Annotated in this window: 18 protein-coding genes; 10 read left to right on the top strand and 8 right to left on the bottom strand. The window is 71.0% G+C overall.

Annotated features, from left to right (window positions below):
• Nucleotides 1-3 precede the first annotated feature (3 nt).
• From AB0J76_RS38730 to AB0J76_RS38720, 3 genes are all read right to left on the bottom strand, one after another.
• Nucleotides 4-1,113 carry a C40 family peptidase gene (locus tag AB0J76_RS38730; protein WP_352323259.1) on the bottom strand — a complete coding sequence of 370 codons (1,110 nt, stop codon included), beginning with the start codon at nt 1,111-1,113 and terminating at the stop codon, nt 4-6.
• Between the two features lie 140 nt (nt 1,114-1,253).
• Nucleotides 1,254-1,754 (bottom strand): transcription elongation factor GreA, encoded by a 501-nt coding sequence (gene greA, locus AB0J76_RS38725; RefSeq protein ID WP_352323258.1) that lies wholly within the window; start codon nt 1,752-1,754, stop codon nt 1,254-1,256.
• 108 nt (nt 1,755-1,862) lie between these two features.
• Nucleotides 1,863-2,285, bottom strand: coding sequence for a DUF4307 domain-containing protein (locus AB0J76_RS38720; protein ID WP_352323257.1), 423 nt, complete (start codon nt 2,283-2,285; stop codon nt 1,863-1,865).
• Between the two features lie 147 nt (nt 2,286-2,432).
• On the opposite strand from AB0J76_RS38720, the gene mca reads away from it, so the two are divergent.
• From mca to AB0J76_RS38705, 3 genes are read left to right on the top strand one after another with little or no spacing between them, the layout of a single operon-like run.
• The gene (gene mca, locus AB0J76_RS38715; RefSeq protein ID WP_352323256.1) at nt 2,433-3,317 is read left to right on the top strand and encodes a mycothiol conjugate amidase Mca; all 885 of its coding nucleotides are present in this window, start codon (nt 2,433-2,435) and stop codon (nt 3,315-3,317) included.
• A 34-nt stretch (nt 3,318-3,351) separates the two neighbouring features.
• Nucleotides 3,352-3,513: a hypothetical protein gene (locus AB0J76_RS38710; protein ID WP_352323255.1), complete on the top strand. Its 162-nt coding sequence runs from the start codon at nt 3,352-3,354 to the stop codon at nt 3,511-3,513.
• Nucleotides 3,514-3,807, top strand: a complete 294-nt coding sequence (locus tag AB0J76_RS38705) for a GNAT family N-acetyltransferase (protein WP_352323254.1) — start codon at nt 3,514-3,516, stop codon at nt 3,805-3,807. It abuts the gene before it with no gap.
• On the opposite strand, the gene AB0J76_RS38700 is transcribed toward AB0J76_RS38705, so the two are convergent.
• Complete coding sequence (locus AB0J76_RS38700; RefSeq protein ID WP_352323253.1) at nt 3,793-4,944, bottom strand: hypothetical protein; 1,152 nt, start codon at nt 4,942-4,944, stop codon at nt 3,793-3,795. The genes AB0J76_RS38705 and AB0J76_RS38700 overlap by 15 nt on opposite strands.
• 95 nt (nt 4,945-5,039) lie before the next feature.
• Between AB0J76_RS38700 and AB0J76_RS38695 the strand changes: the two genes are divergently transcribed.
• A complete protein-coding gene (locus AB0J76_RS38695) occupies nt 5,040-7,004 on the top strand; it encodes a thioredoxin domain-containing protein (RefSeq protein ID WP_352323252.1) in 1,965 nt (654 codons plus the stop codon).
• Here AB0J76_RS38695 and AB0J76_RS38690 read toward each other — a convergent pair.
• Both AB0J76_RS38690 and AB0J76_RS38685 read right to left on the bottom strand, forming a co-directional pair.
• Nucleotides 6,990-9,068: a transglycosylase domain-containing protein gene (locus AB0J76_RS38690; protein ID WP_352323251.1), complete on the bottom strand. Its 2,079-nt coding sequence runs from the start codon at nt 9,066-9,068 to the stop codon at nt 6,990-6,992. The two genes, AB0J76_RS38695 and AB0J76_RS38690, sit on opposite strands and share 15 nt — an antisense overlap.
• Nucleotides 9,069-9,285: 217 nt before the next feature.
• Complete coding sequence (locus AB0J76_RS38685; RefSeq protein ID WP_352323250.1) at nt 9,286-9,765, bottom strand: Lrp/AsnC family transcriptional regulator; 480 nt, start codon at nt 9,763-9,765, stop codon at nt 9,286-9,288.
• 103 nt (nt 9,766-9,868) lie between these two features.
• Between AB0J76_RS38685 and hppD the strand changes: the two genes are divergently transcribed.
• From hppD to AB0J76_RS38665, 4 genes are all read left to right on the top strand, one after another.
• A complete protein-coding gene (hppD, locus tag AB0J76_RS38680; RefSeq protein ID WP_352323249.1) occupies nt 9,869-10,978 on the top strand; it encodes a 4-hydroxyphenylpyruvate dioxygenase in 1,110 nt (369 codons plus the stop codon).
• Nucleotides 10,979-11,164: 186 nt separating this feature from the next.
• Nucleotides 11,165-12,571 carry a M1 family metallopeptidase gene (locus tag AB0J76_RS38675; RefSeq protein ID WP_352326132.1) on the top strand — a complete coding sequence of 469 codons (1,407 nt, stop codon included), beginning with the start codon at nt 11,165-11,167 and terminating at the stop codon, nt 12,569-12,571.
• A 73-nt stretch (nt 12,572-12,644) separates the two neighbouring features.
• The gene (locus tag AB0J76_RS38670; RefSeq protein WP_352326131.1) at nt 12,645-13,190 is read left to right on the top strand and encodes an RNA polymerase sigma factor; all 546 of its coding nucleotides are present in this window, start codon (nt 12,645-12,647) and stop codon (nt 13,188-13,190) included.
• Nucleotides 13,187-13,834, top strand: coding sequence for a hypothetical protein (locus AB0J76_RS38665; RefSeq protein ID WP_352326129.1), 648 nt, complete (start codon nt 13,187-13,189; stop codon nt 13,832-13,834). Before AB0J76_RS38670 ends, AB0J76_RS38665 begins: the two co-directional genes overlap by 4 nt.
• A 164-nt stretch (nt 13,835-13,998) precedes the next feature.
• On the opposite strand, the gene AB0J76_RS38660 is transcribed toward AB0J76_RS38665, so the two are convergent.
• Nucleotides 13,999-15,048: an ROK family protein gene (locus tag AB0J76_RS38660; RefSeq protein ID WP_352326128.1), complete on the bottom strand. Its 1,050-nt coding sequence runs from the start codon at nt 15,046-15,048 to the stop codon at nt 13,999-14,001.
• On the bottom strand, nt 15,045-16,226 hold the full coding sequence (locus tag AB0J76_RS38655) for an FIST N-terminal domain-containing protein (RefSeq protein ID WP_352326134.1): 1,182 nt from the start codon (nt 16,224-16,226) through the stop codon (nt 15,045-15,047). Before AB0J76_RS38655 ends, AB0J76_RS38660 begins: the two co-directional genes overlap by 4 nt.
• Nucleotides 16,227-16,398: 172 nt before the next feature.
• Between AB0J76_RS38655 and AB0J76_RS38650 the strand changes: the two genes are divergently transcribed.
• Both AB0J76_RS38650 and AB0J76_RS38645 read left to right on the top strand, forming a co-directional pair.
• Nucleotides 16,399-17,790 (top strand): sigma 54-interacting transcriptional regulator, encoded by a 1,392-nt coding sequence (locus tag AB0J76_RS38650; protein ID WP_352326127.1) that lies wholly within the window; start codon nt 16,399-16,401, stop codon nt 17,788-17,790.
• A gap of 62 nt (nt 17,791-17,852) precedes the next feature.
• Nucleotides 17,853-18,611: a hypothetical protein gene (locus AB0J76_RS38645; protein WP_352326126.1), complete on the top strand. Its 759-nt coding sequence runs from the start codon at nt 17,853-17,855 to the stop codon at nt 18,609-18,611.
• The last annotated feature ends 29 nt before the right edge of the window (nt 18,612-18,640 follow it).

Genomic DNA, 18,640 nt, shown 5'->3' with positions numbered 1-18,640 from the left:
CGTTCAGCGGACGCGGGCGGCCGCGACGGGGCTGACCCGGACGACGCCGGCCAGGTTCCGCGTGCTCAGCGGAGAGATCTTGACGACGTCACCGGTGCGCGGCGCCTGCAGCACCTTCCCGTTGCCCCAGTAGATCGCCACGTGCGAGATGTAACCCGGGTTCGTCGGGTCGTTGCGCCAGAAGATCAGGTCGCCCGGCTGCGCCTGCGCCAGCGGCACCTGCGGCCCGGCCACCCACTGCTGGTGGGTCACCCGCGGCATCCGCACGCCCGCCTGCCCGTACGCCCACTGCACCAGCCCCGAGCAGTCGAACGTGTCGGGCCCCTCGGCCCCCCACACGTACGGCCGGCCCAGCTTGGACACCGCGGCCTTCAACGCCGTCGTGAGCTGTTCCACGGTCATGAACGACCCGGACGGCCAGTTCTTCGGGGTGTCGGCCCTGGGCCGCGGCTGGACGGGGTTGACGGTGGCCACCTGCGTGCCCTTGGGCAGCGCGGCGAGGATGGCCCGGCGCAGCGCGTCGGAGTTCGCGCCGGGGGCGCTGACGATGAGCGCGTTGTCGCGCGGGAGGCGCAGCCGGCGCCCGGTCTCCTTGGACACGACCGCGTCGACGGCGCCGAACCCGGTGGTGGCGTACGCGCCGATGCGCAGCGGCCCGGCCGGCCCGCTCACGCGGCTGTGCAGCGCGAGGCCGCCGTCGTTGCCCAGCACGAATGAGACCGCCACGTCGCCGGAGGCCACGTTCTGCCACAGGGCGTCCGACGACGCCGTCACCTTGGGGGTGTAGGCCCGGAACGTGGACGGGTTCACCGCGAGCGTCTGCACCCGCTTGCCGTCGAGCGAGATGGAGGCCGCGTCGGCCAGCTCAAGGGCCCGTACGCCGCGCAGCCCGGCCACCTTGCGCAGCAGGTCGTCGGTGAACGGCTTGCGGGTGAGCACGAAGAGGTTGGGCTTGCGCAGCTTGCCCAGCGGCGCCACGGGCTGGTCGGCACGGGACCGGGCCATGAGCGTCTGCTTCGGCACCGGCCGCGCCCGCACCACCTCGACCGGCGCCTGCTCCTCCCCCGTCTGGACCAGCACCAGCACGTCGGTGGTGAGCACGGCCACCAGCATGACCACGATGAAGGGGACGAGCCTGGATAAGTCTCGCCGTTTCCGCGTCTTTACCAGGAAGCTGAGATCCTGCGCGATTCCCGGCGAACGCGAAAACGCCGCCGGGCCGACGGGGGCCCGGCGGTCAGGATCTGCGGGGGTCAGTTGCCGATGTACGGCACAGCCTCGAGGATCTCGACGGTGTTCTGGCGGCCGTTGGGCATCGAGTACGTCGCCTTCTCACCGATCTTCTTGCCGTTGATCGCCGAGCCGAGCGGCGACTTGGGCGAGTAGACGTCGATCGGCGCTCCGCTCTCCTCGCGGGAGGCGAGCAGGAAGGTGACCTCGTCGTCGTCGCCGACGAACCGGATCGTCACGGTCATGCCGGGGCCGACCACGCCTTCGGTCTTGGGGGCCTCTCCCACCTTGGCGTTGTCGAGGATCTGGCGGAGGTGGAAGATCCGGGCCTCCATCTTGCCCTGCTCGTCCTTGGCGGCGTGGTAGCCGCCGTTCTCCTTCAGGTCGCCCTCCTCACGGGCGGCCTCGATCTTCTTGGCGATGTCGACGCGCCCGGGGCCAGAGAGATATTCGTACTCCGCCTTCAGGCGGTCGTACGCCTCCTGCGTCAGCCATGTGACGTTCTCATCGCGAGAGTCGGCCACGGGTTCTCCTTGCTTGCCTAGGGGGCCCTGAGATCACTTGAGGATGTGGACGGTTGAATTGCGACAGGCTAACAACTCAACCGACCGGACGCTTCCCCAAATGTCTCACTATACGAGATTGCAGTACTGGATGTGGACGGAAGTGGCCTGACCACTGGTGTCGAGGCTCTCCTTGAGCTGCTTACTACCCTCACCAGCCGGGATTCTTACTTCCTTGCTACCGACTTCCGCGTGGTAGACGTCCAGTGCCCTGATCCGGCAGACGGCCACTCTATCGTCGGGCTTGTACACCTCGAAGGTGATCTCCGCGCGCCCGGGCGCGTCGGCGCTGAACGAGACGACCTGCGCCGGGGCCTCCGAGCCGCCGCCGGCCGTCATCGACCACATCACCCATCCCCAGCCACCCGCGACGATGGCCACCAGCACGCCGATCACGACATGCACGACCAGCCGGCCGCCTCTCCTGGGACGGTCGGGGAAGTCGTCGGGTGTGCCGAGAACGGGTCCGTTCCCGACATCTTCGGTGACCATGGCGGAATCTCCCTGCACTCCCTGAGCGTTATCCGAGACAATTGTCGCCCGCGGGGGGCGTGCCCTCGCGACCGCCCAGCAGAAACTAACCTCTCTGGACGAGTGACCGGTCCTCCACCGAGGAGACCCTGTGAGGAGAACGCGCCCGTGAGTGCACCCCTGAGGTTGATGGCAGTCCACGCCCACCCCGACGACGAGTCGAGCAAGGGCGCCGCCACGATGGCGCGTTACGTGCGCGAAGGCGTGGAAGTGCTGGTCTGTACCCTCACGGGCGGTGAGCGGGGTTCCGTGCTCAACCCGAAGATGGACCGGCCCGAGATCGTGGCCAACATCGGCGAGGTGCGCAGGGCCGAGATGGAGCGGGCCCGCGAGATCCTCGGGGTCCAGCAGCGTTTCATGGGCTTTGTCGACTCCGGCCTGCCGGAGAGCGAGGAGGAGGAGCTGCCCGAGGGCTGCTTCGCGCTGCAGAAGCTTGAGGACGCCTCGGCCCCGCTGGTGGCCGCCGTGCGCGAGTTCCGCCCGCACGTGATCATCACGTACGACGACGACGGCGGCTACCCGCACCCCGACCACATCATGACCAACAAGGTCTCCGTCGAGGCGTTCGAGGCGGCCGGCGACCCCGACCGCTACCCCGGCACCGGCGACCCGTGGCAGCCGATGAAGCTCTACTACCAGATGGGCTTCACCAAGGAGCGCTTCGAGGCGCTGCACGAGGCCATGACCGAGCGCGGCCTCGGCTCCCCGTACTCCGACTGGATCTCCCGCTGGGAGGACCGGCCCGCCAAGTGGCCGGTGACGACGCGGGTGCCGTGCGGCGAGTACTTCCAGATCCGCGACGAGGCGCTGCTCGCGCACGCCACCCAGGTCGACCCCGACGGCTTCTGGTTCGTCTGCCCGCGCGAGCTGCAGCAGGAGATCTGGCCGACCGAGGACTACCACCTGGCGCGCTCGCTCGTCGACACCGAGCTGCCCGAGGACGACCTGTTCGCCGGCATCCACGCCGAGGACGTCTCACCCGCCTGCCACTGACCGGACCACGGCATACGGGTGGCAGACTGAAGGTGTGACAGTTCTCGCAGCTGGTGATGTCAGTCCGGGTCTGCTCGGCTTCACCGTCGTCGCCCTCATCGGGCTGGCCCTCTACATCCTCATCAAGTCGATGAACAAGCAGATGTCGAAGATCCAGGTTCCGCACGAGGGCGACACGGACAAGAAAGCCGAATAGATGCCGATCGAAGTAGTCGACAACTCGACGGAGTGCCGCTTCGAGGTCCTCGTCGACGGCAAGGTCGCCGGGTTCGCCGACTATCGACTGCTGCCCACGAAAGTCGTCTTCACGCACACCGAGGTGCTGCCCGCCTACGAGGGCCAGGGCCTGGCGAGCAGGCTGGTGGAGTACGCGCTGCGCACGAGCGTCGACACCGGGCTGCGCATCGTGCCGCTGTGCCCGTACGTGGCCCGCTACATCGAGCGTCACCCCGAGTTCAAGGAGTACAGCGACCCGTCAGTCGCGGGGTGACCAGGCGCGTTCCAGGGCCTTGGGCAGGCCCCACCAGCCGAGCGGGGTCAGCACCTCGTCGGCGTCCACGATGCCCAGGTAGGTCCACAGGCTGACCACCGAGGCGAACAGGCCCTCAGTGGCGTCGAGGTTGTCGTCGTCCTGCTCGCCCGACTCGATGTCGTCGGACTCGGCGATGAGCCTGGCCAGGCGTTCCGGCGAGGCCAGCACCCCGGGGCCCATGCGGGCCAGCGCCGCCACCGCGGCCAGCCAGTCGGCGTGCTGGATCGCGCACAGGTTGGCCAGGGCGGTGTCCTCGTGGCCGAGCTCCCCCTCCAGGTCGGCGAACTCCTCCGGCACGTCGTCGGCCTCCGGCAGGTCGGAGATCGGCCCGGCCACGCCCGCCGCCACCGCCAGCCACAACTCACGGTCGTCGTCCGGCATCGGCCGGTCCTCGAACCCGGCGCAGGCGCGCAGCACGTTCGCGGGGTAGCCGGGCAGGTCCAGCAGCACGCGCAGGCGCGCGGCGGCCAGCTCCAGCTCGACCAGGGGCAGCTCGGGCGCCTTGGGCAGCTCGCCGACGATGCGGCGCAGCTCCGACAGCGCGAACGCCTCCTCCTCGTCGAGGGCGGCGAACAGCTCCTCGTCCTGCTCGTCGCTGACCGCGAAGCCGGGCACCCGGCCGTCGGGCAGCGGCGTGGCCAGCCAGTGCTCCTGGAGCTCCTCGTACGCCCGGCGGGCGGCGTGGTCGCCCTGGGCCAGCGCGTCCGGGTCGATCTCGCCGGAGGCGACGCGCTCCTCCAGGAAGGAGACCATGCGCCCGAACATCTCGGCCGCGACCGGGCCGCGCTCGTCCTCCTCGGGCCAGACGAAGTAGCTGGGCGTCATGAGGATCGGCTCGGTGCCGGTGGACTCGACCCAGCGCTGCACGTCGCCGACGGTGGCCACCCCGGCCTCGATGGAGCTGAGCGTGGCCTTGGCGGAGTCCCAGAACGGCTGCGAGAGCGGGTTGCCCGCCGCCACCATGGCCCGCCGCAGATCGGGCAGCGCCACCAGCGCCACGCCCGAGGGCACGGCCAGCAGCGCGCGGGCGACGTCCCTGCGCGTGACGGCGGCGGGCGGGCGGCCGGCGTGGGCGCAGACGTAGTCGATGTCCACGCCCGTAACCTACGCCGTCCGACCTGCCCGAGTCAGCCGTGGGGGTGGCGGGCCGGCCCCGGCGGCGCGGTTTAGGGTGAGCGGGGGAGGTCCTGATGAACCGGTTGAACGACGCCACGAGCCCTTACCTGCTGCAGCACGCGGGCAATCCCGTCGACTGGCACCCGTGGGGCGAGGAGGCGTTCGCCGAGGCCCGGCGCCGGGACGTGCCGCTGCTGATCAGCGTGGGCTACTCGGCGTGCCACTGGTGCCACGTGATGGCCCACGAGAGCTTCGAGGACGCCGACACGGCCGCCCTCATGAACGAGCACTTCGTCAACGTCAAGGTCGACCGCGAGGAGCGGCCCGACGTCGACGCCGTCTACATGACCGCCACCCAGGCCATGACCCAGCAGGGCGGCTGGCCGATGACGGTGTTCGCCACGCCCGACGGCCATCCGTTCTACTGCGGCACGTACTTCCCGCGGCCCCACTTCCGGCGCCTGCTGGCCGAGATCCACCGGGTGTGGACCGGCGACCGGGAGTCGGTGCTGGCGCAGGGCGCCAAGGTGGTCGAGGCGCTCAACCAGAACACCGCGTTCCCGCGCGGCGGCACGCCGGAGGCGGAGACGCTGGAGCGGGCCGTCGCCAACCTGCGGGAGTCGTTCGACCCGGTCAACGGCGGGTTCGGCGGCGCGCCGAAGTTCCCGCCGTCGATGGTCCTGGAGTTCCTGCTGCGCTCCGGCGAGCGCGAGATGAGCGGCCGGACGCTCGCGGCCATGGCCCGCGGCGGCATCTACGACCAGCTCGGCGGCGGTTTCGCGCGGTACAGCGTCGACGCCGAGTGGGTGGTCCCGCACTTCGAGAAGATGCTCTACGACAACGCCCTGCTGCTGCGGGTGTACACCCACTGGTGGAAGGCGGGCGGCGGCGACCTGGCCCGCCGGGTGGCGCTGGAGACGGCCGGCTGGATGCTGCGCGAGCTGCGCACGCCCGAGGGCGGCTTCGCCTCGGCCCTCGACGCCGACAGCGAGGGCGTGGAGGGCAAGTTCTACGTCTGGACGCCCGAGGAACTGCGCGAGGTCCTGGGCGACGACGACGGGCGCTGGGCCGCCGGGCTGTTCGACGTCACCGGCACGTTCGAGCACGGCACGTCGGTGCTCCAGCTCCCGCGCGACCCCGAGGACCCGGTGCGGTACGCCGGCGTGCGCGGCAGGCTGCTGGCGGCCAGGGAGCTGCGGGTGCGGCCGGGCCGCGACGACAAGGTCGTGGCGTCCTGGAACGGCCTGGCCGTCGCGGCGCTCGCGGAGGCCGGCGTGGTGTTCGAGCGTCCCGACCTGGTCGAGGCCGCCACGGCGGCGGCCGAGCTGCTCGCGGACGTGCACACGACCGGCGGGCGGCTGCTGCGCACCTCCCGCGACGGGCGCGCGGGCGCCAACGCGGGCGTGCTGGAGGACTACGCGAACGTGGCCGAGGGCCTGATCTCCCTCTACGGCGTGACGGGCGCGACGAAATGGCTGCGACTGGCCGGGACACTGCTCGACACGGTCCTCGACCGCTTCTCCGACGGCTCAGGCGGCTTCTACGACACCGCTGACGACGCCGAACGGCTGTTCCAGCGTCCACAGGACCCCACCGACAACGCGACGCCCTCCGGCCAGTACGCGGCCGCGGGGGCCCTGCTCTCCTACGGCGCGCTGACCGGCTCGGCCAGGCACCGGGAGGCCGCCGCGGCCGCGCTCGCCACGGTGTCGGTGCTGGCCGACCGGCACGCCAGGTTCGCCGGCTGGGGGCTGGCCGTGGCCCGCGCGGCGCTCGACGGGCCGGTGGAGGTGGCGGTCGTCGGCGACCCCGCCGACCCGCGTACGGCCGCCCTGCACCGGGAGGCGCTGCTGGCCGACGTGCCCGGCCTGGTGGTCGCGCCCGGCGACGGCGAGGCCGGCGGCGAGCCCTTCCCCGCGCTGCTGGAGGGGCGCGGGCCCGTCGACGGCGCGCCGGCCGCCTACGTGTGCAGGGGGTTCGCCTGCCGGCTGCCGGTCACCACGGTGGAGGAGCTGCGGGCCGAGCTAGCCGGTGCCTGACGGCCGGCCCAGGTTGTCGCGCTGGGTGTCGCGCTGGGTGTCGCGGCCCTCGTCCGGGGGGCCCTGAGGCTGGTCGGAGGGGGCCGTGGGCGCGTCCTGGGGGCGTTCGTCCTGGCGGTCGCGGCCGGTCCTGCCGTTGTCGCCGGAGCCGTCGTCGGTGGGCGCCTCGGTGACCGCCGGGTCGCCGAACGGCTGCTGGTCGGTGGGGCCCGAGTCGGGATTGCCCCAGTCGTTCTGGTCGGCGGGCGGCGTCGACTGCTGGTCGCGGACGTCGCGGCCGCGGTCGGGCGGCGAGTAGGAGGACTCGTAGCCGTACTGGGAGGGCTCGGGGAACTCCTCGACCGGCTCGCCGGCCATGGCCTCGGTCATGAACGCCCGCCAGATCTGCGCCGGGAGCTGGCCGCCGAACTGCGTGCCGTAGCCGGGGATGGTGACGGTCTGGTCGTCGCTGCGGAACATGTTCACGGCGACGGCGAGCTGCGGGACGAACCCGTTGAACCAGACGTTCTTGGAGTCGTCGGTGGTGCCGGTCTTGCCGGCGACCGGGCGGTCGTAGAGGCGGGCGGCGGTGCCGGTGCCGTACTTGACGACCTGCTGCATCGCGTAGACGGTGTCGGCGGCGGCCTGCTCGCTGACCACCTTCGTGGCGACGGGCTTGACCGTCTTCTTCTCGCCCTTGCCGTCGGTGACCGACTTCACCACGTGGGCCTCCATGTGCACGCCCTTGTTGGCGAAGGTGGAGAAGCCCGAGGCGTTCTGGACGGCGCTGACCGAGGACACGCCGAGCGGGAAGGTGGCGTACGCCTGCTGCCCCTGCAACTGCTCCTTGGGGATGCCCGCGGCTTCGGCGACCTCCGCGACCTTGTCCAGGCCGACCTTCTGGCCGAGGTCGACGAAGGCCGTGTTGACGGAGTTCTGGGTGGCGCTGACCAGGTTGATCTGGCCGTAGGAGCGGCCGCTGTCGTTGGGGATGGGCTTGTCGGCCGAGGCCACGCGCAGCGGCGAGTTGCCGTCGACCCTGGTGGACAGGTCGAAGCCGTTGTCGAGCGCGGCGGCCAGCGTGTACGGCTTGAACGTCGACCCCGCCATGCGCTTGGCCGAGAACGCGTTGTCGTAGTCGCCGACCTGGTCGTGGCGGCCGCCGTAGAAGGCGACGACCTCGCCGGTGGCCGGATCGACGGCGGCCAGCCCGGTGCGCACCTTCTTCGGCGTCGAGTCCGGGAGCACGTCCTTGACCGCCTGCTCGGCCGCCGTCATGAGCTTCTTGTCGAACGTCGTGACGATCTTCAGGCCGCCGCTGTTGATGGTCTCGTCGGAGTAGCCGCGCCGGTTGAGCTCGGCGGTGACCTGGTCGAGCATGTACTGGCCCTGGCCCTTGAGCTCGAACGGCTTCTTGGGCGCCTTCAGCACCGGGAAACGCTCGGCGGCGACCTGCTGGCGCGACAGCGCGCCCGTCTGGCCCATGGCGTTGATCACGGCCTGCCAGCGGGAGCGGGCCGCGTCGAGGTCGGCGCCCTCGGGGTCGGCGAACCGGCTGGGCTGCTGGATGACCGCCGCCAGGTACGCGCCCTCGGCGACGGTGAGCTTGTCGACGTCCTTGCCGAAGTAGGCGCGCGCGGCCGACTGGACGCCGTTGGCGCCGCGGCCGAAGTAGATCGTGTTGAGGTACTGCTCCAGGACCCAGTCCTTCGACTTGGACTGGTCGACCTTCATCGCGATGAGGATCTCTTTGAACTTGCGGGTGACCGAGCGCTCCTGGCTGAGGCCGCTGTAGTAGTTGCGCACGAGCTGCTGGGTGATCGTGGAGCCGCCCTGGAGCTGCTGCCCGGTGACGGTGGACCAGACGGCCCGCGCGGTGCCCTTGAGCGAGACGCCGCCGTCGTTGTAGAACGAGCGGTTCTCGGCGGCGATGACCGCGTCGCGCACGTGCTTGGGCACCTTGGCCAGCTCGACGTTCCTGCGGTCGACGCCCTGCCGCGCGAGGACTGTCTTGCCGTCGCGGTAATAGATCACCGAGCCTTCGGCGGTGGCCGATTTCTGCGTGCTGTCGGGAATGGGAGTCATCGCCCACGCAATGGCGAAAAGACCGGCGAGCACGGCGATTCCGGCGCCGAAAGAGATCAACACTATTCGGAGTACGCGCCGTTTCCGCATGCCTTTTCCACCACCGCCCCGCATCCGAGACCCCCCTCTGAGACACCCTCGCCCAACCCCCGCAAGCTGGGCGAATGTCAAGGGTAAACGATCGATAACGGTGCCTCGTCCCTAAGCGATGGTACGTCTAGCGCCCGCCGCGGCGCGGAACATCGGCGACCAAAGGCAGCACTCGGTAAGGAACCGGGGTGTCGAGTGCGATGATCGAAGAAGTCCTGAGCACCCCCTGAACATCCACGATTTGGTCGATGACCCTTTGCAGATCGGCATTCGTCCGCGCGACCACCCGGCACAGCAGGTCCGCGCCGCCGGTGATGGTGTGCACCTCCAGCACCTCGGGGATGTGGGCCAGCCGGTGGGCGACCGGGTCGTGCCCGGAGACCTGCCTGATCTCCATGGTGACGAACGCCGTCACGTCGTAGCCGAGCGCCACGGGCGACACGTCGGGCCCGAACCCGGTGATCACCCCCCTGGCCACCAGCCGGTCGAGCCTGGCCTGGACGGTGCCGCGGGCGACGCCGAGGCGGCGGGAGCACTCCAGCACGCCCAGCCGGGGCTCGGCGGTCAGCAGCGAGATCAGCCGGGCGTCCAGTTCGTCGATCGTCATGCTGTACAAGTTCTCCGACTCTGACCCGAGATGGGTGGACAGATTGTGCACTCGTTCAAGTAACTGTTGCACAACTCGTCCAGCTAAATCGAGAGTTAGGGGTATGACTGATGTCTTTCCGGTTAACGGCATGGACGCCGTGGTGTTCGCCGTGGGCAACGCCCGGCAGGCCGCCCACTACTACTCGACCGCTTTCGGCATGCGACTGGTGGCCTACCGCGGGCCGGAGAACGGCAGCCGCGACGAGGTCGCCTACGTCCTGACCTCGGGCAGCGCCACCTTCGAGTTCAGGGCCTCGATCCGGCCCGGCACGGACATGGCCAGGCACGTCGCCGAGCACGGCGACGGGGTGATCGACCTGGCCATCCAGGTGCCCGACGTGGAGGCCGGGTACGCCTACGCGGTCGCCCACGGCGCCACGGGCCTGGTGGAGCCGTACACGCTGGAGGACGAGCACGGCAAGGTGGTGCTCGCGGCCATCGCCACCTACGGCGAGACCCGGCACACGCTCGTGGACAGGTCCAACTACGGGGGCGCGTACCTGCCCGGTTACGTGCCGGCCGAGCCGCTCGTCGCGCCGCCCGCGACGAAGACCGGACGCCTGTTCCAGGCGGTCGACCACTGCGTCGGCAACGTCGAGCTCGGCAAGATGGACGAGTGGGTGGAGTTCTACCGCAAGGTGATGGGCTTCACGAACATGGCCGAGTTCGTCGGCGACGACATCGCGACCGAGTACTCGGCGCTGATGTCCAAGGTCGTGGCCGACGGCACGCGGAAGGTCAAGTTCCCGCTGAACGAGCCGGCGATCAGCCGCAAGAAGTCGCAGATCGACGAGTACCTGGAGTTCTACGGCGGGCCCGGCGTGCAGCACATCGCCCTGGCCACCAACGACATCCTCACCACCGTCGACCACATGCGCGCGGCGGGCGTGCAGTTCCTCGACACGCCCGACTCCTACTACGACGACCCCGAGCTGCGCGAGCGCATCGGGCAGGTCAGGGCGCCGATCGAGGAGCTGAAGAAGCGCAAGATCCTGGTCGACCGCGACGAGGACGGCTACCTGCTGCAGATCTTCACCCAGCCCGTCCAGGACCGTCCCACGGTCTTCTTCGAGCTGATCGAGCGGCACGGCTCGCTCGGGTTCGGCAAGGGCAACTTCAAGGCCCTGTTCGAGGCGATCGAGCGCGAGCAGGAACGAAGGGGCAACCTTTAGTTTGTCCCGACTTAGTGGTGGTGATCTGGATTTTATGGGACCACCACCACTTTCTGGGCTGAAGAGGCGCCGGCGGCGGGAAGCCGCCGGCGCCTCCGGCTGTTCCCTGTCCACCGTGACGGGTCGTCGGGAGCGCGTGACCCAGCGTAAGATTCCGGTCACGGGCTGAAGGGGGCTGGTTCACCTATGCGGATCAGGAGACGCGGCGCGGCCGTGCTGGTGGCGCTGGTCAGCGTGCTCGCGTGCGCGCCCACCGACGGGTCGCCGCCCCGCCCGGCCGCCGGCCGCCACACGGGCGCGCCGGGCATCGGCGACGCCGACTTCCCCCAGGACGGCAACGGCGGCTACGACGTCGCCCACTACTCGCTGACCGTCGACTACACCCCGGCGACCAAGCGGCTCACCGGCCTGACGAAGATCAGCGCCAAGGCCACCCAAGACCTGTCGAGCTTCAACCTCGACCTCACCGGCCTCGACGTCGCCAAGGTCAGCGTCGACGGCTCGCCCGCGCGCTTCTCCCGCAAGGACGGCGAGCTGACCGTGACCCCCGCCGCGCGGCTGACCGCCGGCTCGCCGTTCACCGCCGAGATCTCCTACTCCGGCAGCCCCACGCCCGCCAAGGACACCGCCAACCTGGGCACGTACGGGTTCATCCCCACCGCCGACGGCGCGTTCGTGGCCTCCGAGCCCAACGGCTCCAAGACCTGGTTCCCCAGCAACGACCACCCGGCCGACAAGGCCACGTTCGACTTCACGGTCACCGTGCCCGCCGGCCTGACCGTCGTGGCCAACGGCGAGCAGAGCGCGTCGCCGTCCACCGCGGGCGGGCGCACCACCTACCGGTGGAGCGAGCGGCACCCGATGGCCACCTATCTCGCCACGGCCACGATCGGCAAGTTCGAGGTGCGGCAGGGCCGTTCGCCGGGCGGCATCCCGACGTACGCGGCCGTCGATCCGAAGTTCAAGACCGGCCTCGACCGCGTCTACAACGTCTCGGGCGAGATCACCGACTACTGGAGCACGGTCTTCGGCCCCTACCCGTTCTCCTCGACCGGCGCCATCGTCGACGACTACTCGGCCGGCTACGCCCTGGAGAACCAGACCAAGCCCCTCTACGGCGGCTTCGACCCCGACGAGGGCATCATCGCCCACGAGCTGGCCCACCAGTGGTTCGGCGACAGCCTGACCATCAAGCGGTGGAAGGACCTGTGGCTCAACGAGGGCTTCGCGACGTACGCGGAGTGGCTGTGGTCGGAGCACCGGGGCAAGAAGACCGCCGACACCATCTTCAAGGACTTCTACAACCGCGGCGCCAAAGACCCGATGTGGTCCTACCCGCCGGGCCGGGCCAAGCCCGCTGACCTGTTCAACGAGTCGGTCTACACCCGCGGCGGCATGGCGCTGCACGCCCTGCGCAAGGCGGTCGGCGACCCGACGTTCTTCAAGCTGCTCAAGACCTGGACCGCCGAACACCGCTACGGCAACGTCACCACGCGGCAGTTCGTCGACCTGTCCGAGCGGCTGTCCGGCAAGGACCTCGACCCGCTCTTCGACGCGTGGCTCTTCCAGCCGCGCCGCCCCACCCTCGCCTGACCTGCGCCGAAACGCTTTCCTTCGCCCGGTCCAAGTACAGGTGTAAGGGCGAACGACGAAGGGAGCGAGGCCAGTGCGCCTCAACGAGGACCCGGCGGCCTTCGAGGCCTTCTACCGCCGTCATGTCGACGTCGTCATGCGGTTCGTGGTCCGGCGGGTGAGCGATCCCCACCTGGCCGCCGACCTGACCGCCGACGTCTTCCTGGCGGCCCTCGACTCGGCCCACACCTACGTGCCGGGCCGGGGCAGCCAGACCGCGTGGTTGTACGGCGTGGCCCGCAACGTGGTGTCGGCCCAGCTCCGCAGGTCGGCCAGGGAAGCGCGGGCGGCCGGCCGGATCGCGGGGCGGCGGCTGATGGACGACGACGACCTCGTCCGGATGGAGGAGCGGATCGACGCCGAGCGCGGCATGCGCGGCGCCCTGGAGGCCATGGCGGGCCTGCCGGAGGGCGAACGCGCGGTGCTGGAGCTCGTGGCGATCGACCAGCTCACCGTCTCCGAGGCGGCCGCCGCCCTCGGCATCAGGCAGGTGACCGCGCGGGTCCGCCTGCACCGGGCCAGACGCGCCCTGGAGAACGTCGCTTCGCCGTCGGCCAGGTACGTGGAGGGACAGGCATGAACACTTTCGAGGAGCGGTTGCTCGGCGCGCTCAAGGCGGAGATGGCGGCCGGGACGCAGCCCGTCACGGCTCCGGTCGTCCGGCGGCCGCGGCGCAGGGTCGTGGGGCTCGCCGCCGCGGCTGCGGGGGTCGCCGTGGTCGCCGCGGTGACGGCCACCGGCCTGTTCGGCGGCGGCCCCGCGTACGCGGTGACCGGCACGGCCGACGGCGGGGTGGCCGTGGAGATCAACGCCTTCCGGGACCCCGGCGGGCTGGCCGACGAGCTGGCGGCGGCGGGGGTCAAGGCGGTGGTGGACTACCTGCCGTACGGCCGGACCTGCAAGGAGCCGCGCGGCCGGAACGGGGGCGGCGAGGGGCGTTTCGAGGCGAGCATCGGCAGGAGCGGGGAGGGCATCTCCTTCCGGATCGCGAAGGGGCAGGTCCCGGCGGGGCAGACCCTGGTGCTGGCGGTCACCCTGGACAGGAGCGGGCCCGAGGCGCCTCCGGTGTCCACCTCGTTGCAGATCGTCCAGGGCGCGGTGGCCCGGTGCGAACCGGTCGCGATGCCCGTCCCGCCGGCGGGCGACCGGAACGACGACCGTTCCGGCACCCGTACGGGCACGGGCGACGACGAGGGCTTCAGCGAGCACACCCAGCAGGGCTGACCTCCGGCGGGGGCGGCCCGGACAGGACCCGGGCGGGTCGCGGCCTGCGCACCCTCGGCTCGCGCCCGCCCGGCGCCCCTCCCGCGAGGTCCGTCGCGACAATCGGCAACGGGGGCCGTCGCGACAGTCGGTCGCGAGGGCCGTTGCGACAGTCGGTCGCGGGGTCAGTCGCGGGTGGAGGGCCAGTAGGCGCCGCCGGCCAGGAGGAGGGCGGCGGCGCCCACCAGGCCGGCCTCCTGGCCGAGGGCGGCGGGCACGACCTTGACGCGGCGGGCGAAGCCCATGCGGGCGTGGTCCCGCAGCGCCTCCTCCAGGGGGTCGAACAGGGGGTCGCCGGCCTGCGACAGGCCGCCGCCGATCGTCACCAGGTCCAGGTCGCACAGGTGGGTGGCGGAGGCGATCGCGATCCCGAGCGCCCGTCCGGCCCGCCGCATCGCCAGCACCGCCACGGGGTCCCCGGCACGCGCGTCGGCCGCCAGCGCCCGCCCGGTGACCGCCCGATCCTCCCGGTACGCCTCCCCACCCTCAGACGCCTCCCCACCCTCAGACGCCTCCCCACCCTCAGACGCCTCCCCGCCCTCGGTGGCCTCCCCACCCTCGGTCGCCGCCAAGGGCTCCGGGCCGACGCTGGGGGTCCAGCCGTGGGTAAGGGCCCAGGTGGTGAGGGCGGGGCCGCGGGCGACCGCTTCCAGGCAGCCGTGGCCGCCGCAGCCGCAGCGGGGGCCGCCGTCCGGTTCGACAACGACGTGCCCGATGTGGCCGGCGTTGCCCGTGCCGCCGTTGACCAGGCGTCCGCCCAGGATCAGGCCGCCGCCGACGCCGGTGGAGACCACCATGCCCAGCATGTCGGCGCTGCCCCGGCCGGCGCCCTGCCAGTGTTCGGCGATGGCCAGGCAGATGGCGTCGTTGTGGAGGCGTACCGGTAAGCCGGGGAACCGGCCGGCCAGCCGGGCGCGCAGCGGGAAGTCGCGCCAGCCGGGGATGTTGAGCGGCGAGACCTCGCCGTCGGGCCAGGTCATCGGCCCGCCGCAGCCCACGCCCACCCCTTCGGCGCGGGCCGACAAGGGGTCGATGAGGGTGGTGAGGGTGCGCCACAGCGTCTCGGCGTCGGCGTTCTGGGGGGTGGCGGCGCGGCGGGAGGTGATCACGGTGCCGTCAGGGGCCACCAGCCCGGCGGCCATCTTGGTGCCGCCGACGTCGATCGCCAGGATCACGACAGCTCCGGCTCCGCGGCGCTGGAGAAGACCAGCACGGAGGCCGTGAGCCCGTGCACGTGGTTGTGGCCGCCGACCGGCCCGACCTCGCCCGCGGCGAAGAAGCCCGCGACGCCGATCGGTCCCAGCGTGTCGCGCAGGGCGACCGGGTCGTGGTCGGCGGTGCCGAACATCGCCGAGCCCCGGCCGTTGCACGAGAACAGCAGCGCGCCGTCGACCTTGCCGAGCTCCTCGCGGTGGGCGTCGAGCAGGTCGTACAGGTCCTCGTCGGCGGTGGCCGCGTCCCTGACCTGGAAGCGCACGGTACGGCCGATCTCCACGATGTCCCCGATGGCCACGGCCTCGCGTTCGGGGTCGATGCCGATGACGCCTCGGATGAGGAAGTCGCCGCGTTCGTGGCGTTCGGCGTACTCGTCCATGGCCACGCCGATCTGCAGGCCGGCGGCGACCAGTTCGCGGTCGTCCTCGTCGAGCTCGCTGACGATGTCCTCCAGCCGGGCCAGCGCGGGCTGACCGGCCAGTTCGAGCAGCAGGTTCTCCTCCGAGGCCGTGACCACCATGCTGGGGCCGATCGGGCGGCAGCCCTGGCTGACCACCGTACTGATCTTGACCGGCCCGCTGAGCAGGACGCCGATCGCGCCCTCGGTGTAGATCTTGCCGTCCGCGAACAGCCGTACGGACCCCCTGCCCTGCAGCCCGTTGGCCAGGCCGCCGATCAGCGGCAGGTCGCCGAGCACGTCGACCGAACGCTCCACGAACGCGTCGGTCGGGAAGGTGTACGGGTCGGCCAGCAGGATCGCCACGTGGTCGTCGCCGGTGCGCTCGGGCAGCCCGACGACCACGAACCGGTCTTCGGCCGCCAGCGTCTCCAGGGCGAACGTGGTGAGCCCGGCCCCCTCCAGGGTGGCCGCCCACGCGCTCACCGCGGGCGTCAGCTCGACCCCCTGCCCGTCGCCGATCACCCCGGTGGCGCTGCATCCGATCACGTGCGCCTCGGGCGCCAGCTTCATCGCGGCCTGGCCGGCTCTGGCGACGTCCTCGGGGTCCTCGCCGCAGATGAAGAAGCAGACCAGGTCGGCTTGGCCGCTGAGCCTCGACAGTGCCTGACCGACGGCGCTCTCCGCGGCCTCCACCAGGTCGGAACCCACGGCGAGGCCGTCGGCGAAGCGGCTTGTCATCAAGGCCACGCGTCTCGCCTCCCTCGACATGTGTATGTTCCCTAGGCCCGATTCTCCCCACTAAAGGGACAAGCACGCGTACGAACCGTCACGCAATAGGTCAAGATCCGAAATCTCCGCCAGATGCGAAACTCTCTGCCGCATTTCTCGCGGGGGACGTAGTCTCGATCCCGTGCATCAGCCACGTATTCTCCGCGAGTTGCGGGAGAGCGGCCACGTTCATCGCAGCGTCAAGGCCGAGGTCCGGGAAAACCTGCTGGCCAGGCTGCGGGCCGGCGAGCCCCGGTTCCCCGGCATAGTGGGCTTCGACGACTCCGTCCTGCCACACCTGGAGCGGGCGCTGCTCGCCGGGCACGACCTGGTCCTGCTCGGTGAGCGAGGGCAGGGCAAGACGCGGCTCATCCGCACGATCACCGGCCTGCTCGACGAGTGGACCCCGGTGGTCGAGGGCTGCGAGATCAACGACCATCCGTACGCACCCGCCTGCACGCGCTGCAAGACCCTGGCGCGCGAGCTGGGCGACGAGCTGCCGGTGGCGTGGAAGCACCGCGACGAGCGTTACGGCGAGAAGCTCGCCACTCCCGACACCTCCGTCGGCGACCTCATCGGCGACGTCGACCCCATCAAGATCGCAGAGGGGCGCACCCTCGGCGACCCCGAGACCGTCCACTACGGCCTGGTCCCCCGCACCAACCGCGGCGTGTTCTCCGTCAACGAGCTGCCCGACCTGGCCGAGCGCATCCAGGTCTCGCTGCTCAACGTGCTGGAGGAGCGCGACATCCAGGTGCGCGGCTACAACCTGCGCCTGCCCCTCGACATCCTGCTCATCGCCAGCGCCAACCCCGAGGACTACACCAACAGGGGTCGCATCATCACGCCGCTGAAGGACCGCTTCGGCGCCGAGATCCGCACCCACTACCCGCTCACCGTCGAGGACGAGCTCACCCTCATCCGCCAGGAGTCGGTGCCCGACATCGGGGCCGACGTGCCCGAGCACCTGATCGAGGTGATCGCCAGGTTCACCCGGCTGGTCCGCGAGTCCACGGCCGTCGACGCCCGGTCCGGCGTCTCGGCGCGCTTCTCGATCGCCGCCGCCGAGACCGCCGCGGCCTCCGCCGTGCGCAGGTCGGCGATCAAGGGCGAGGACCAGGCCGTCACGCGCGTCTGCGACCTGGCCTGCGTCGTCCACAGCCTGCGCGGCAAGGTGGAGTTCGAGGTCAGCGAGGAGGGCAGGGAGACCGAGATCCTGGCCCACCTGCTGCGCCGGGCCACGGCCGAGACGTTCAGGAACAGGCTGGGCGGCATGGACCTGGCCCCGGTGACCGACAAGTTCGCCGAGGGCAACCAGGTGGAGTCCGGCGACATGGTGGCCGCGGCCGAGCTGCTGCACCGGATCGGGCCGGTCAGCGGCCTGGCCAAGATCATGTCCAGGCTCGGCATGGGCGCCGGCGAGGAGTCCCCGGGGCACGCCGCGGCGGCCCTGGAGTTCGCGCTGGAAGGTCTCTACCTGATGCGGCGGCTGTCAAAGGAAGACCTCGACGGGGTCACGATCTACAGGACGTGAACAAACGGGCGGTTTCCCGCGTCGTAGTGTTTGGTTGATCACGACTCCGGGGGGAACCGCCCATGCGCCTGCTCATCCATGCCACCGCCGTCGGCCTCGTCCTGGGCGGCCTCGCGCTGCCCGCGCAGGCGGCCTCCACGAGGGCAGCCGCCAAGACCGCCTACGGCTATGCCTGGGCCGACGGCAAGGGCAGCCTGCGGATCGTGCCCATGAAGCCGGCCAAGGTGCGGCGCGGCGGCAACGTGCTCTACAAGCTGACCGCGATCCCGGGGGCCGCGGAGCTCAAGCTCGACTACACCCGCGCGGCCTACAGCCGGGTGACGACGGCCTGCGACCTGAAGGAGACCGAGGGCCGCGTCGCGCTGGACCGCGACGGCCTGGGCCGTACGTCGTGCAAGCCCGCCCAGCTGACCGTCGGGCTCCGGGAGGGCGCGGTCCCGCTGCGCGTGGAGTACGAGGGCGGCAGAGCCGTCAAGGCTCAGGAGTTCCTGCTGAACGCCTGGCCGGAGCCGGTCACCGCGCGCGGCACGGTCAAGCGCGTCGACGACGCGACGGTCCTGTTCAGCACCGGCGGCAAGCAGCTCAAGCTGGGTTACACGTACCTGACGTCCTTCTACCGGGCCACCGCCCGCTGCGGCGACCGCTGGGTGTCCGGGAAGCCGGCCGGCGTCGACAAGCGCGGGCTCGGCACGCTGCCCTGCGAGTCGGCCGATCTGACCAGGGCCCTCAAGGGGGCCGGGCGCGCGGTGCAGGTGCAGGTGAGCTATACGCCCGACGCGAACAGCGCGGTCGAGGTGTGGGAAGTGGCCAGGCGTCCGTAGACGGGCGGGGGCGGGTTGGGGTTAGCGTG

Source organism: Nonomuraea sp. NPDC049624 (genome assembly GCF_040675255.1).
GTDB lineage: Bacteria > Actinomycetota > Actinomycetes > Streptosporangiales > Streptosporangiaceae > Nonomuraea.
This window is presented reverse-complemented; position numbering and strand designations above follow the sequence as displayed.

What these genes read in the sequence shown, in the direction of transcription:
- AB0J76_RS38730 (WP_352323259.1), bottom strand. Translation starts at nt 1,113, where the DNA reads ATGCTGGTGGCCGTGCTCACCACCGACGTGCTGGTGCTGGTCCAGACG.
- AB0J76_RS38720 (WP_352323257.1), bottom strand. Translation starts at nt 2,285, where the DNA reads ATGGTCACCGAAGATGTCGGGAACGGACCCGTTCTCGGCACACCCGAC.
- AB0J76_RS38705 (WP_352323254.1), top strand. Translation starts at nt 3,514, where the DNA reads ATGCCGATCGAAGTAGTCGACAACTCGACGGAGTGCCGCTTCGAGGTC.
- AB0J76_RS38695 (WP_352323252.1), top strand. Translation starts at nt 5,040, where the DNA reads ATGAACCGGTTGAACGACGCCACGAGCCCTTACCTGCTGCAGCACGCG.
- AB0J76_RS38690 (WP_352323251.1), bottom strand. Translation starts at nt 9,068, where the DNA reads ATGACTCCCATTCCCGACAGCACGCAGAAATCGGCCACCGCCGAAGGC.
- AB0J76_RS38685 (WP_352323250.1), bottom strand. Translation starts at nt 9,765, where the DNA reads ATGACGATCGACGAACTGGACGCCCGGCTGATCTCGCTGCTGACCGCC.
- hppD (WP_352323249.1), top strand. Translation starts at nt 9,869, where the DNA reads ATGACTGATGTCTTTCCGGTTAACGGCATGGACGCCGTGGTGTTCGCC.
- AB0J76_RS38675 (WP_352326132.1), top strand. Translation starts at nt 11,165, where the DNA reads ATGCGGATCAGGAGACGCGGCGCGGCCGTGCTGGTGGCGCTGGTCAGC.
- AB0J76_RS38665 (WP_352326129.1), top strand. Translation starts at nt 13,187, where the DNA reads ATGAACACTTTCGAGGAGCGGTTGCTCGGCGCGCTCAAGGCGGAGATG.
- AB0J76_RS38655 (WP_352326134.1), bottom strand. Translation starts at nt 16,226, where the DNA reads ATGACAAGCCGCTTCGCCGACGGCCTCGCCGTGGGTTCCGACCTGGTG.
- AB0J76_RS38645 (WP_352326126.1), top strand. Translation starts at nt 17,853, where the DNA reads ATGCGCCTGCTCATCCATGCCACCGCCGTCGGCCTCGTCCTGGGCGGC.